11 protein-coding genes are annotated in these 13,854 nt (G+C 70.3%); 4 read left to right on the top strand and 7 right to left on the bottom strand.

The features are described from left to right. The first annotated feature begins 44 nt into the window (after positions 1 to 44). Together HWX62_RS25675 and HWX62_RS25670 are read left to right on the top strand one after the other, a co-directional pair. Positions 45 to 1,748: a thiamine pyrophosphate-binding protein gene (locus tag HWX62_RS25675; protein ID WP_175930928.1), complete on the top strand. Its 1,704-nt coding sequence runs from the start codon at positions 45 to 47 to the stop codon at positions 1,746 to 1,748. 17 nt (positions 1,749 to 1,765) lie between these two features. Continuing rightward, positions 1,766 to 2,848, top strand: coding sequence for an ADP-heptose--LPS heptosyltransferase (locus HWX62_RS25670; RefSeq protein WP_175931034.1), 1,083 nt, complete (start codon positions 1,766 to 1,768; stop codon positions 2,846 to 2,848). A 63-nt stretch (positions 2,849 to 2,911) separates the two neighbouring features. Here HWX62_RS25670 and HWX62_RS25665 read toward each other — a convergent pair whose 3' ends face one another. The 3 genes from HWX62_RS25665 to HWX62_RS25655 all read right to left on the bottom strand — a co-directional run bounded on the left by HWX62_RS25665 (position 2,912) and on the right by HWX62_RS25655 (position 6,396). Next, complete coding sequence (locus HWX62_RS25665) at positions 2,912 to 3,928, bottom strand: helix-turn-helix domain-containing protein (protein ID WP_175930929.1); 1,017 nt, start codon at positions 3,926 to 3,928, stop codon at positions 2,912 to 2,914. 213 nt (positions 3,929 to 4,141) lie between these two features. Next, a complete protein-coding gene (locus HWX62_RS25660) occupies positions 4,142 to 4,690 on the bottom strand; it encodes a hypothetical protein (RefSeq protein WP_175930930.1) in 549 nt (182 codons plus the stop codon). A gap of 179 nt (positions 4,691 to 4,869) precedes the next feature. Then, positions 4,870 to 6,396: an aldehyde dehydrogenase family protein gene (locus HWX62_RS25655; protein ID WP_059503208.1), complete on the bottom strand. Its 1,527-nt coding sequence runs from the start codon at positions 6,394 to 6,396 to the stop codon at positions 4,870 to 4,872. Positions 6,397 to 6,679: 283 nt separating this feature from the next. On the opposite strand from HWX62_RS25655, the gene HWX62_RS25650 reads away from it, so the two are divergent. Next, positions 6,680 to 7,156 (top strand): pyridoxamine 5'-phosphate oxidase family protein, encoded by a 477-nt coding sequence (locus tag HWX62_RS25650; protein WP_175930931.1) that lies wholly within the window; start codon positions 6,680 to 6,682, stop codon positions 7,154 to 7,156. A 115-nt stretch (positions 7,157 to 7,271) separates the two neighbouring features. On the opposite strand, the gene HWX62_RS25645 is transcribed toward HWX62_RS25650, so the two are convergent. Next, the gene (locus HWX62_RS25645; protein ID WP_175930932.1) at positions 7,272 to 8,909 is read right to left on the bottom strand and encodes an MFS transporter; all 1,638 of its coding nucleotides are present in this window, start codon (positions 8,907 to 8,909) and stop codon (positions 7,272 to 7,274) included. A 155-nt stretch (positions 8,910 to 9,064) separates the two neighbouring features. Between HWX62_RS25645 and HWX62_RS25640 the strand changes: the two genes are divergently transcribed. Next, positions 9,065 to 9,949 (top strand): LysR family transcriptional regulator, encoded by an 885-nt coding sequence (locus HWX62_RS25640; protein ID WP_175930933.1) that lies wholly within the window; start codon positions 9,065 to 9,067, stop codon positions 9,947 to 9,949. On the opposite strand, the gene eutC is transcribed toward HWX62_RS25640, so the two are convergent. From eutC to eat, 3 genes are all read right to left on the bottom strand, one after another. After that, positions 9,942 to 10,739 (bottom strand): ethanolamine ammonia-lyase subunit EutC, encoded by a 798-nt coding sequence (gene eutC / locus HWX62_RS25635; protein ID WP_175930934.1) that lies wholly within the window; start codon positions 10,737 to 10,739, stop codon positions 9,942 to 9,944. The genes HWX62_RS25640 and eutC overlap by 8 nt on opposite strands. Further along, on the bottom strand, positions 10,736 to 12,133 hold the full coding sequence (locus HWX62_RS25630) for an ethanolamine ammonia-lyase subunit EutB (RefSeq protein WP_175930935.1): 1,398 nt from the start codon (positions 12,131 to 12,133) through the stop codon (positions 10,736 to 10,738). The genes eutC and HWX62_RS25630 overlap by 4 nt, the downstream gene beginning before the upstream one ends. A 100-nt stretch (positions 12,134 to 12,233) precedes the next feature. Further along, complete coding sequence (eat, locus tag HWX62_RS25625) at positions 12,234 to 13,646, bottom strand: ethanolamine permease (RefSeq protein ID WP_175930936.1); 1,413 nt, start codon at positions 13,644 to 13,646, stop codon at positions 12,234 to 12,236. Positions 13,647 to 13,854 lie beyond the last annotated feature (208 nt).

Genomic DNA, 13,854 nt, shown 5'->3' with positions numbered 1-13,854 from the left:
CCGGCGTAATCTGTACGTCCCGCTACCCAGGGAGACGGCAGCCCATGTCGCATTCCAAGGATCTCGAGCCGCGCACGACCACCGGTGCGCGGCTGCTCGTCGATGCGTTGCTCGCCAATCACGTCGAACGCGTGTTCTGCGTGCCGGGCGAGAGCTTTCTCGCCGTGCTCGATGCGCTGGCGGACGATACCGCCCGCATCCAGACGGTCGTCTGCCGCCACGAGGCGGCCGCCGCGAACATGGCCGAAGCGGTCGGCAAGCTGACCGGCCGCCCCGGCATCGCGTTCGTCACGCGCGGGCCCGGCGCGACCCACGCGTCGATCGGCGTGCATACCGCGTTCCAGGATTCGACGCCGATGATCCTGTTCGTCGGCCAGTGCGCACGCGAGCATCTCGACCGCGAGGCCTTCCAGGAAATCGATTACCGCCGGATGTTCGGCCAGATGGCGAAATGGGTCGCGCAGATCGACGACCCGCGGCGCATCCCCGAATACCTGAGCCATGCGTTCCACGTCGCGACGTCGGGCCGGCCCGGCCCGGTCGTGCTCGCGTTGCCGGAGGACGTGCTGTCCGACGCGTGCGCGCCGCAGCCGGTCGTGCCGGCCGCGAAACGCGTCGCGGCCGCGCCGTCGCCCGCGCAGCTCGACGAGCTGCGCGAGCGGCTCGCGCGCGCGCAACGGCCGTTCGCGATCGTCGGCGGCAGCGGCTGGACGCCGGACGCCTGCGCGAACCTGCGCACCTTCGTCGAACGCTGGCAATTGCCGGTCGCGTGCGCGTTCCGCTTCCAGGACACGATCGACAACGCGCACCCGAACTACGCGGGCGACGTCGGGCTCGGGATCAACCCCGCGCTCGCGAAACGCATCCGCGACGCCGACCTGCTGCTCGTGATCGGCCCGCGCCTCGGGGAAGCGACGACCGGCGGCTACACGCTGCTCGACATCCCGAAGACACGCCAGACGCTGATCCACGTGCACCAGGGCGCCGACGAACTCGGCCGCGTGTACGCCGCCGATCTTCCGATCGTGTCGGGGATGCCCGAGATCGCCGCGCCGCTGGCCGCGCTCGAGCCGCCCGCGCGGCCCGCATGGGCCGGCACGGCCGCCGATGCGCACCGCGCGTACCGCGAATGGCATGCGCCGCTGCCGATGCCCGGCGACGTGCAGCTCGGCGACGTGATGGTGCAGTTGCGCGAGCGCCTGCCGCACGACGCGATCCTGACCAACGGCGCGGGCAACTATGCGATCTGGCTGCATCGCCATTTCGCGTACCGGCACTTCCGTTCGCAGCTCGCGCCGACGAGCGGCGCGATGGGCTACGGGCTGCCGGCCGCGCTCGCCGCGAAGTCGCTGTATCCGCGGCGCGCCGTCGTCGCGCTCGCCGGCGACGGCTGCTTCATGATGGCCGGCAACGAGCTCGCGACCGCGATGCAATACGGGCTGAACATCGTCGCGATCGTCGTCAACAACGGTCATTTCGGCACGATCCGCATGCATCAGGAGCGCAACTACCCCGGCCGCGTGCACGGCACGGGGCTCACGAATCCCGATTTCGCCGCGTATGCGCGTGCGTTCGGCGCGCATGGCGAGACGGTCGAGCGCACTGCCGATTTCGCGCCCGCGCTCGAACGCGCGCTGACCTGCGGACTGCCGGCGGTGATCGAGATCCGTATCCCGCAGGACGCCAGCACGCCGGCCGCGACGCTCGAGCAGATCCGCGAGCAAGGCCGCCGCGCGCGCGGCGCATGACGGCGGTGAACGTGGACATGCACACCGCGCCGCCCGCCGCCGCGCTGTCGCACGACGACGCGCTGGCCTGCCCCGGCACGCTGCTCGCGCCCGACGGCGCGCTCGTCGCGCCGTACGACCTCGAGCATGGCGACGTGCGCGCCGAAGGCTACATGGCGGCCGCGCCCGCGCTCGGCCTGCTGCACGCCGCGCACCGGCCGTTCCGGCTCGATTACGGCGATGCGCGGCACGTCCACGTGATCAACGGGATGGGCGTCACGCTCGGCGATTCGGTGATCGGGCTCACGGCCCTCGCCGCACTGCGCGCGGCACATGCGGGCCTGCGCTTCACGCTGTACCGGCCGGCGCGCGCGCCGCGCTATGTCGAGGCGCTGTATGCGCTCGCGGCCGACGTCGTCGCGCCGTCGCGCACGCTGCCGTGCCCCGCCGATGCGCTACCCGCCGACGCGCGTTGCATCGACGTCGGCAATCATCTGTACTGGCCCGCGTTCGCGCGACTGCCGATGATCGACTTCTTCCTCGACGCGCTCGGCGCCGATCCGGCCGCCGTGCCGGCCGCCGCGAAGCGCAACCGCTGGCTCGCGCGGCTGCCGCTGCCCGCGCTGCCGGCCGAATGGCGGCGGCCGTACGTGCTGTTCTGCCCGAATGCGAGCACCGCGGTGCGCAGCGTGCCGCCCGCGCTGCGCGTCGCGTTCGTGGACCGGCTCGCGCAGCGTTACGGATTGCCGGTAGTCGGCTTCGGCCCGCTCGCGCATCCGGCTTACGTGGATGTGAGCCGCGACGCGGCCGACACCGCACGCTTCATCGCGTGGATCAAGGGGGCGAGCCTGCTGTTCGCGCCGGACACGGCGGCCGTGCATCTCGCCGACGGTTTCGACGTGCCGACGCTCGCGTGCTTCACGACGATCGGGCCCGCCTTGCGCGTACGTGACTATCCGCACTGCGAGGCGGTCATGCTCGACGTGCCGGCCGAATTGCACGGGCTGCATCGCAGCGAGCAGCCGGACGATCTGGCGGCGGTCGAAGCCGCCTACCGCGCCATCGACTGGGACGCGCTGGCGTGGCCCGCACCGCGCGATGCGGCAGCGCGGGCCATCTGAGCGAAGCCGGCGCGGCGGCAAGCGGGACGGTCGAAACGGCCGCGGCGTGCCCGGCCGCGCCCCTCACGCGCGATCGCGCAGCGTCTCCGACGGCCGCTTGCCGAACAGGCGCCGGTAATCGGTCGCGAACTGGCTCAGATGCCAGAAGCCCCACGCCTCCGCGACGTCCTGCACCGAGCCGGCCGCGCGCCCGCACAGATCGCGCCGCGCGCCGTTCAGCCGCAGCGTGCGCAGATAGGTCGCGGGCGCCATCCCGAGCACGTCCTGGAAGCAGTACTGCAGCGTGCGCCGGCTCACGTGCAACTGTTCGCACAGCTCGGGCACGCCGACCGGGCGCGTGCGGTGCGCGAGCACGTAATCGCGCGCCTGGTCGACGATCCAGCGGCGCGTCGACGGCGCGGCGCCGCTGCCGTCGTCGGCCGGCTGCGAACACGCATCGAACAGCGCGGCCAGCACTTCGGCCTGCAGGTCGTCGCGCTGCGCATCGGGCAGCGGGCCGGCCATCGCCACCGCGCCGTCGAGCCGGCGGCCGAGCAGCGCGCACAGGCGCGCGAGCCGCGCGTCGCCGACCTGCATCACGCGCTGCGTGAAGAGCCGCTCGTCGAGCGCGCGACGCTCGACTTCCGCCGCGTAGCGGCGCAGCACGTCGCCGCGCACGACGACGCCGTAGATCGAGAACTGCGCGGGCGTCACCAGCTCGAATTCGACGTTGCCGGGCCGGAACGCGAGTGCGCCGGGGCCGATGCGGCACGCATCGACGCGCGCCGAGCCGTCGCACACGAGCGGGATGCCGAACCAGTACGCATCGCCGCGCACTTCGCACGCCTGGCGCAGCAGGTGGCTGGTCGATTCGCGAAACAGCTTCATCGTGTCGAGCGGCAGCTCGGTCAACGTGCCGACGAAGCGGCCGGCCGCGAGCTGGTCGTAGGTTTGCCGCCAGCCGATCAGGTTGCGCGCCTGCTCGTCCGCATCGTGCGCGACGCTGACGACGGCCTGCCCGGCGAACGCGTCGTCGCCCTGCGCGCTGCGCCGCGTGTCTTCGGCGGTCGGCTCCTCCGTACACGCCACATGTCGATTCATCGTGTCCTCCCTCACCTGCGCGGAACCGTGCGTATCACGCAAGTCCCGTGCCGAACCGCATGGCCCGGCGAGCAACCCGCCATTCCACGCTGTCCGGCCGATGCGCGCCATGCGGGCGCACCCGAAGGCGGCATGCCGCGCACGCCGCCGGTGCGATCCGCGCGGCGACCGCGCATGCGCGCCGCCGCCCGCCGCCCCTCGCCCGGATGCCGGCTACCGGGCCGGCTTCAGCCGCACGACCCGCGTGCCGCAATTGCCGTAGGCCTGCGCGATCGCCAGCTCGACGATTGCGCTGCCGGCCGCCCACGGCGCCGCGTCGGCTTCCGGCAGATCGGCGCGCAGCGTGGCGCGACCGTTGATCCGGTAGCGCAGGCCGCGCACGAAATCGACGAACAGCAATCCGACCCCGCTGCCGTCGCAGGCAGCCGCGTCGAGCCGGCCGCCGTCGCCGTCATGCGCGGCCGGCAACGCGAACCGCAGCGTCTTCGTATCGATCACGCGCACGACCGGCAGCAGATCGCCGTTCGCGTCGCGCCGGCTTTGCACGATGTCGCAGGTCATCGATGCACCGGCGCCAGATACCAGACCGACGAACATGAACGGTTGCGATTCGACGAACTGCCGCACACCGAGGCTCAGCCGCGTGGTCACGGCATCGCTCATCCGCTCGGCTTCGTCGGCGACGCCGAAGCGGTGTTGCGCGTCGAGTTCGCCCGGATGGAATACCGGGTGACGGGGAAAGAATCGGGGCGGTTCTGCCATGCTTGGGGGTCGTCGCACGCATCGGCGCACCGTGCCGCCGCGAACGCGCGGCGGCCGGCAGCGTTGCCGGCGCCGGCCGCGCAGAAAAACGCAACCGGCGCCGACGGTTGAATCGGGAAATCGAACCGGGCGAAGGGCCGGGCCGAACCGGCCGCGGCCCTTCGCGCCGGCGTCGGCGATCAGAAGAACCCGAGCGCCTCGGCCTGGTAGCTGACCAGCAGGCACTTCGTCTGCTGATAGTTCGACAGCGCCATCTTGTGCGTCTCGCGGCCGATCCCCGACTGCTTGTAGCCGCCGAACGCCGCATGCGCGGGGTACAGGTGGTAGCAGTTGGTCCACACGCGGCCGGCCTCGACCTCGCGGCCCATCCGGTACGCACGCGTGCCGTTGCGCGTCCACACGCCCGCGCCGAGCCCGTAGAACGTGTCGTTCGCGAGTTCGATCGCTTCCTGCTCGTCCTTGAACGTCATCACCGACGCGACCGGCCCGAAGATCTCCTCCTGGAACACGCGCATCTTGTTGTTGCCGAGCAGCATCGTCGGTTTCACGTAGTAGCCCGTGCCCAGCTCGGCGGCCGGCGCCGTGCGCTCGCCGCCCGTCAGGCATTGCGCGCCTTCGCCTCGGCCGATGTCGATGTACGACAGGATCTTGTCGAGCTGCTGCTGCGACGCCTGCGCGCCGATCATCGTCTGCAGGTCGAGCGGATGGCCGGCCTTGATGCGCTCGACGCGCGCGACGGCCTTCTCGATGAAGCGTTCGTAGATCGATTCCTGGATCAGGATCCGCGACGGGCACGTGCACACTTCGCCCTGGTTCAGCGCGAACATCGCGAGCCCTTCGAGCGCCTTGTCGAGGAACGCGTCGTCCTGGTCGAGCACGTCGGCGAAGAAGATGTTCGGGCTCTTGCCGCCCAGCTCGACCGTCGACGGGATCAGGCTGTCGGCCGCCGCGCGCAGGATGTGCTTGCCGACCGGGGTCGAGCCCGTGAACGCGATCTTCGCGATCCGCTTGCTGGTCGCGAGCGCTTCGCCCGCTTCCTTGCCGAAGCCGTTCACGATGTTAATCGCGCCGGCCGGGAACAGGTCGCCGATCAGCTCCATCAGCACGAGCACCGACGCGGGCGTCTGCTCGGCCGGCTTCATCACCACGCAGCAGCCGGCCGCGAGCGCCGGCGCGAGCTTCCACGCGGCCATCAGCAGCGGGAAGTTCCACGGGATGATCTGGCCGACCACGCCGAGCGGCTCGTGGAAGTGGTACGCGACGGTGTTGTCGTCGATTTCGGAGATGCCGCCTTCCTGCGCGCGGATGCAGCCCGCGAAGTAGCGGAAGTGGTCGATCGCGAGCGGCAGGTCGGCCGCCATCGTCTCGCGCAGCGGCTTGCCGTTGTCGATCGTCTCGGCCACGGCCAGCAGCTTCAGGTTCTTTTCCATCCGGTCGGCGGCGGCGAGCAGCAGGTTCGCGCGCTCGGCCACGGACGTCTTGCCCCACTTGCGGCGCGCGGCATGCGCGGCGTCGAGCGCCAGCTCGATGTCGTCGGCGCCGGAGCGCGGCACGCGGCAGAACGGCTGGCCGTTGATCGGCGACACGTTCTCGAAATACTCGCCCTTCACGGGCGCCACCCACTTGCCGCCGATGTAGTTGTCGTATTGCTGGCGGTACGGGTATTCGACGTCGAGGCCCAGTTGTTTCAGGTCAAACGGGTTCATACATGTCTCCTGTTCATCGTGCTTGTGTGAGTACAGCGCCGGTTGGAATGCGCTGGTCCCGTTTACGCAACATGCGTGCCAAACAGAACGGACGGGATCGGGAGCATGTCGATCGAGGCCGGCCGGTGCTCGCACCGTGCGGTGTTCACGCACGCAACACGGCGGGTGTGCCGATTCTGAACACCGCGGTTGCGCAGCGGCGGGGCCGGTGTTCGGAATTTCCACAGTGCGCGCACGCGCGCCGCCCGCGGAGGCGTGCCGCGCCGCGTGGCATGTCGCTTGCATGACCGTTGCGGATCCACACGCCACGGCGCCCACGCCGACCGACACCATGAACGATCGCGGCCCCCTGACCGACGACGCCATCGCATTCATTCGCGAGCAGGCTTTCCTGATCGTCGCGACCGCCGACGCGGCCGGCAACGCCGACTGTTCGTACCGCGGCCGCCAGCCGCGCGCCGACGGTTCGTTCACGCCGCTCGTCGATGTCCCGGATCGCCGCACGCTGGTACTGCCCGACTTCGCGGGCAACAACCTGCTCAACACGATCGGCAACCTGCTCGTGAATCCGGCCATCGCACTGCTGTTCGTCGATTTCGTGCGCCAGACGACGTGGCTCGTGCAGGGCCGCGCGACGCTCGACGAGGACGCGCAGCGGCACGCGCACCTGTGGCCGGATGCGCTGCGTTATCTCGTGATCGAGGTGGAACGTGCGCAGGCGCGCACGGATGCGGCCCTGCCGCCGCTCGTGCTGGCGTGATGCGCGACGGTTGCGCGTTGCGCAACATGAGGTGAGGCGCTGATCGACGGACCGTCCGGGCGCGACGGGCGCGTGACCGACAAACGGAACGCGCCGATGCGTCGCGCGGCAGTCGTCAGCGCCCGTGCGTCTCCGCACAGGCCGGCTCGATCCCGCTGCGCGCCGACACATCGGCGTGCACATGACCGTCCGCCTCGTCGCGCGCCTTGTCGGCCGCTTTGTCGCCCGCTTCGTCGGCAGCCGGCCGTCCGCCGAGAAACCCGAACACCACCACCGCGCACAGCACCGTGACGACGGCCAGCGCGATCAGCAGCCGGTCGAACGCGTGCGTGTAGCTCGCGATCAATGCCGCGCGACCGACGCCCGGCAACGCGGCCGCCGCGCCCGCGAGATCGCCGGTCGCGAGCCGCGCGGCGGCCCGCAGCGTCGCATCCGGCGCGGCGGCGGTGCCGGCCGCCCGTGCGAGCCCCGCTTGCGCGAGCGTGGCCAGCACCGCGCCGACGATCGCCAGCGCGATCCCCTCGCCGGCCACGCGCGTCGTGCTGAAAATGCCCGTCGCCATCCCCGCGCGCTCCTTCGGCACGACGCTCACCGACAGCCCGTCCATCAGCCCCCACGGCATGCCAGCGCCGACGCCGATCGCGAGCATCGGCGCGATCGCCGCCGGCCCCGCGCCGCCGCGCAACGCGATCCCGAGCCACACGAGCCCGGCCGCCGCGACCAGCAGCCCGAGCCCTGAAATCACGCCGGCCGACAGCCAGCGCGTGAGCGTCGCCGCGACGAGCGGCACGACCAGCATCGGCGCGGAGATCGCGAGCATCAGCCAGCCGGCGTCGATCTCGCTGAAGCCGTCGATGCCGATGAAGCGCAGCGGCAGCACGACGAGCAGCACGATGTAGCAGCAACAGGTCGACACCGGCAGCACCTGCACGCCGACGAAGCGCGCGATGCGAAACAGCGACAGGTCGAGCATCGGCCGCGCGACGCGCGTCTCGATCGTCACGAACGCGCACGCGCTGAGCGCCGCGCCGGCCAGCAGCGCGATCACGGGCGCGCTCGACCAGCCGCGCGCGGGCGCCTCGATCACGCCGAACGTGAACAGCGTCAGCGCGGTCGTGAACGCGGCCGTGCCGGGCCAGTCGAGCCCGGTCGCGTGCGGGTCGCGCGACTCGTGCATGCGCGGCAGCCCGAACGCGAGCGACAGCACGCCGGCCAGCGCGCTCGTCACGAAGATCGCGCGCCAGCCGTAATGCCCGATCAGCCCGCCGGCCAGCACGGGCCCGAACGCGAGCCCGATCCCGAAGGTCGTGCCGAGCAGGCTGAATGCACGCGTGCGCGCCGCGCCGTCGAACTCCTGCGCGAGCGCGGCCGTGCCGCCGGCCAGCGCCGCGGCCGCCGAAAGCCCTTGCGCGGCGCGCAGCAAGTCGACCGCGAGCATCGACGGCGCGAACGCGAGCGCGACCGACATCAGCGTGAAGCCGCCGACGCCGATCGCGAACAGGCGCTTGCGGCCGAACTGGTCGGCCAGCGCGCCCGACGCCATCAGGAAGCTGCCGAACGCGAGCATGAACGCGTTGGTGATCCAGTTCATCGCGACCGGGCTGCCGTGCAGATCGCGGCCGATCGCCGGCGTCGCGACCGCGCCGCCCGAAAACGACAGCGGCAGCGCGACGGCGGCCATGCAGACGGCGGCCAGCACCCATGCCCGCCGGCGCGCGGCCAGGGCTGAAACAGGTGAAACAGGGTGATCCATCATCGCTCCTCGAAAAGCCGGCGCGGATGCGCCATCGGAACGACAGAAGATAAATCCGATTCAATCCGTGAAAAACCACACGAAGTTCCACATATAACGGACTAAAATTCCGCAATTGACGTGGCAGCGTGCGTCGCCGCACGCCCTTCGATTCGATGGAAAACCTCACCGGCATCGTCGCGTTCGTCCGCACCGCCGAAGCGCTGAGCTTCGTCGCGGCCGGCCGCGCGCTCGGCATCTCGGCATCGGCGGTCGGCAAGACGATCGCGAAACTGGAGCAGTCGCTCGGCGTGCGGCTGTTCAACCGCACGACGCGGCGCGTGACGCTCACCGACGAGGGGCGGCATTTCTACGAGCGCTGCCAGCGCATCCTCGAGGATTTCCGCGACGCGGAGGCGACCGTGACGGCGTCCGCGCAACGCCCGCGCGGCAAGCTGCGCGTGAGCCTGCCGGTGATCGGCTACCGCTTCCTGCTGCCGGTGCTGCCCGAATTCCGGCAACGCTATCCGGACATCGAGCTCGATCTCGATTTCAACGACCGGATGGTCGACGTGGTCGAAGGCGGTTTCGACGCGGTGATCCGCAGCGGCCCGCTGTCCGATTCGAGCCTGATGTCGCGGCGGCTCGGCCCGTTCGCGTTCGTGCTGTGCGCGACGCCCGCGTATCTCGCGCAGGCCGGGATGCCGCGCACGCCGCGCGAGCTCGAAGCGCACGACTGCGTGCGCTACTGCTTCCCGACCACCGGCAAGCTGCAGGACTGGGCGCTCGCGGCCGACGACGGCACGCCGCTGAAGCTGCGCACCGCGATGACCTGCAACAACATGGAGGCGCTGCGCGGCGCCGTGCTCGCGGGGCTCGGCATCGGCTACATGCCCGATTTCCTCGCGCGCGACGCGCTCGAACAGGGCGCGCTCGTCACCGTGCTCGACGACTACCGGATCGCGCCGGGGCAATTCTCGATCGTGTGGCCGTCGAGCCGGCAGTTGTCGCCGAAGCTGCGCGTGTTCGTCGATTTCCTGTGCGAGCGGCTGTTCAGGTAGTCGCCCCGATCCGCTCCGCTTCCTCCGCCGGCAGCAGCGCGTCGCTGTCGTCCTTCAGCCCGACGCCCGTCAGCCCGAGCCTGCGCGCATGCGTCATCAGGTAATGCAGCTTGTGCGCGGCGGCCGCGTGCGGCAGCCCTTCGGGCCGCACGTTCGAGATGCAGTTGCGCAGCGCGTCGTGACAGCCGACCTTCGGCGCCCACGTCAGGTAGACGCCGAGGCTGTCCGGTGAGCTGAGCCCCGGCCGTTCGCCGATCAGCATCGCGACCACCTTCGCGCGCAGCAGCTCGCCGATCTCGTCGCCGAGCGCGACGCGCGCCTGCGTCGCGACCACCACCGGGCCGATCCGCCAGCCGTCCGCGTCGAGCCGCGGCCGCACCGCCTGCAACAGCGGCAGCGCCTGCTTCGCGGCCGCGAACGCCGACAGCCCGTCGCCGACCACGAACACGACATCGGGCGCTTCGTCGAGCGCCGCCCCGTAGCCGGCCAGCAGCCCGCGGCTGTCGTCCGACAGCTTGCGGCCGAGATCGGGCCGGCGCAGGTAATGGTCGCGGTCGGGCGCCGCGCTCTGCACGCGCAGCGTCGGCAGCAGGCCGGCCGCCTCGATCTCGCGCCGCAGCGCGTCCGCGTCGAGCGGCTGGTGCACCGCGTCGCGCGCCTGCGCATGCGACAGGTTGAAGGCGAGCAGCGGCGCGGTCGGCAGGCTGTTGCCCGCGCGGCCGAGCGCGATCCGCGCGTTCGTGAACGCCTTCAGTTGCGCCCACGGGTTCTTCTCGACGGCGTCGCTCATGCGGACACCCCCATCCAGTCGTTCGCGCCCGCGAGCAGCGGCACGCGTGCATTCGCCGCGCGCAGCGCGCCGTGCGCGTCGGCGATCTCCATCGTCTCCAGCCATTCCTCGAACTCGGGCGCGCGACGCAGGCCGAGCACCTCGCGCACGTAGAGCTGGTCGTGGAACGACGTGCTCTGGTAGTTCAGCATCACGTCGTCCGCGCCGGGAATCCCCATGATGAAGTTGATGCCGGCCGCCCCCAGCAGCGTCAGCAGCGTGTCCATGTCGTCCTGGTCGGCTTCCGCGTGGTTCGTGTAGCAGATGTCGCAGCCCATCGGCACGCCGAGCAGCTTGCCGCAGAAGTGATCCTCGAGCCCCGCGCGGATGATCTGCTTGCCGTCGTACAGGTATTCGGGCCCGATGAAGCCGACCACCGTGTTCACGAGGAACGGCTCGAACTTGCGCGCGACCGCATACGCGCGCACTTCGCAGGTCTGCTGGTCGACGCCGAAATGCGCGTTCGCCGACAGCACGCTGCCTTGCCCCGTCTCGAAATACATCAGGTTGTTGCCGACCGTGCCGCGCTTCAGCGCCAACGCGGCCTCGCGCGCCTCGGCAAGCAGCGCGAGCGAGATCCCGAAACTGGCATTGGCCTTCTCGGTGCCCGCGATCGACTGGAACACGAGGTCGACCGGCGCGCCCTTCTCGATCGCCGCGATCGTGTTGGTCACGTGCGTGAGCACGCACGATTGCGTCGGCACGCCGTAGCGTTCGCGGAAGCCGTCGATCATCGCGAGCAGCTTCACGATCGCCGCCAGGCTGTCGGTGGCCGGGTTGATGCCGATCATCGCGTCGCCGCAGCCGTACATCAGCCCGTCGAGCATCGATGCGGCGATGCCCTTCACGTCGTCGGTCGGGTGATTCGGCTGCAGCCGCACCGACATCCGGCCGGCCAGCCCGACCGTGTTGCGAAAGCGCGTGACGACGCGGCGCTTCCTCGCCGCCGCGATCAGGTCCTGGTTGCGCATCAGCTTCGACACGGCCGCGACCATCTCGGGCGTGAGGCCCGGCGCGATCCGTTCGAGCGCCGCGCCGTCGGCCGCGGGCGACAGCAGCCAGTTGCGGAAATCGCCGACGGTGAGGTGCGAGATGTCGGCAAAGGCCTGTGCGTCGTGATCGTCGATGATGAGGCGCGTGACCTCGTCGTCTTCGTACGGGATCACCGCTTCGTTCAGGAACGCCTTCAGCGGCACGCCCGCGAGCGCGATCTTCGCGGCGACGCGCTCCTCCTCGCTCGCCGCCGCGACGCCGGCGAGCTGGTCGCCGGAACGCAGCGGGCTCGCCTTCGCGAGCAGCGTCTTCAGGTCCGCGAAGCGGTACGTGCGCGGACCGATCGTCTCCGTATAGGACATCGTTCGAATCTCCTTGCCAAATGCCGACGGCGCGCCCGTTCGACGGGGCGCGCCGGATGCCGTCAGGAACGGCCTTTCACGTTCGCCGTCGTCACCGCGCTCACTCCTCCAGCAGCGCGTCGCCGGGCGCGCTCGCGCGCTGCGCGCGGGTCGCGAGGAAGTATGCGTAGCCGACCGCGAGGAAGCCGACGAACACCAGCGCCACCAGAGCGTTGAAGTACACCATCGTGCCGAGGCAGACGAGCGCCGCCAGGATCGCGAATGCCGGGAAGATCGGGTACAGCGGCGCGCGGAACGGCCGCGCCATGTTCGGCTGCGAGCGGCGCAGCTTGAACAGCGCCGCCATGCTCACGATATACATCACGATCGCGCCGAACACCGACATCGTCACGATGTTCGCGGTGAGCGTCTGCCCGCCGAACTGGATCAGCTCGTCGCTGTAGATCGCGGCAATCCCGACCACGCCGCCCGCGAGGATCGCGCGATGCGGCGTCTTGAAGCGCGGATGCACCTTGCCGAGCCACTCCGGCAGATAGCCTTCGCGGGCCAGCGCGAAGATCTGGCGCGAATAGCCGAGGATGATCCCGTGGAACGACGCGACGAGCCCGAACAGCCCGAGCCACACGAGCATGTGCATCCAGCCGCTGTTCGCGCCGACGATGTACTTCATCGCCTGCGGCAGCGGGTCGTTGATGTTCGCGAGCTTGGTCCAGTCGCCCGCGCCGCCGGCGAACACCATCACGCCGATCGCGAGCGCGACGAGGGTCAGGATCCCGGCCACGTAGGCGATCGGAATCGAGCGCTTCGGGTTCTTCGCTTCCTCGGCGGCCATCGCGACGCCTTCGATCGCGAGGAAGAACCAGATCGCGAACGGAATCGCCGCGAACATCCCGTGGAACGCGCCCACGCTGAAATGATCGGCGCCGGACCAGCCGCCCTTCATGAAGTTGCTCCACGCGAAGCCCGGCGACACGACGCCCATGAACACCAGCAGCTCGAAGATCGCGAGCAGCGTGACGACGAGCTCGAAGGTCGCCGCGATCTGCACGCCGACGATGTTCAGCGCCATGAACACGAGATACGCGCCCATCGCCGCGTGCTTCGGTTCGAGCCCCGGAAACTGCACGTGCAGGTACGCGCCGATCGCGAGCGCGATCGCGGGCGGCGCGAACACGAACTCGACGAGCGTCGCGGCGCCGGCCAGATAGCCGCCGGTCGGGCCGAACGCGCGGCGCGCGTACGCGAACGGGCCGCCCGCATGCGGAATCGACGTCGTCAGCTCGGTGAAACTGAAGATGAAGGTGGTGTACATCGCCGCGACGAACAGCGCGGTGATCACGAAACCCAGCGTGCCGGCGCTCGCCCAGCCGTAGCTCCAGCCGAAGTATTCGCCGGAAATCACGAGGCCGACCGCGATGCCCCACAGTTGCCAGGTGCCGAGCGTCTGCTGCAGCGCGGGCTGGCCGGAGGACTTGGCGCCGGCGGCGGGCCGGCCATTCGACTCTGCTTTCATCGGACTCTCTCCTCAAGGGCGCCGGGCTGCGGGCCCGCGCGACTGAGAATCGATGCTAGAGAGTCATTAAACGACGTGTTATCGAAATTCGGCAAAGATCGCGGCTGACATTTCGCTTGCGGTAACGCTCGCGGTACCGCCTGCGCGAACGCCGGCCACGCGGGTTGCAACGTGGATCCGGCCCGCGCGACGCGGGGCCGGATCGTCC

This window comes from Burkholderia sp. BCC0506 (genome assembly GCF_902833145.1).
GTDB lineage: Bacteria > Pseudomonadota > Gammaproteobacteria > Burkholderiales > Burkholderiaceae > Burkholderia.
Note: the sequence above shows the minus strand (reverse complement) of the source record. Positions and strands in the feature narration are given on the sequence as shown.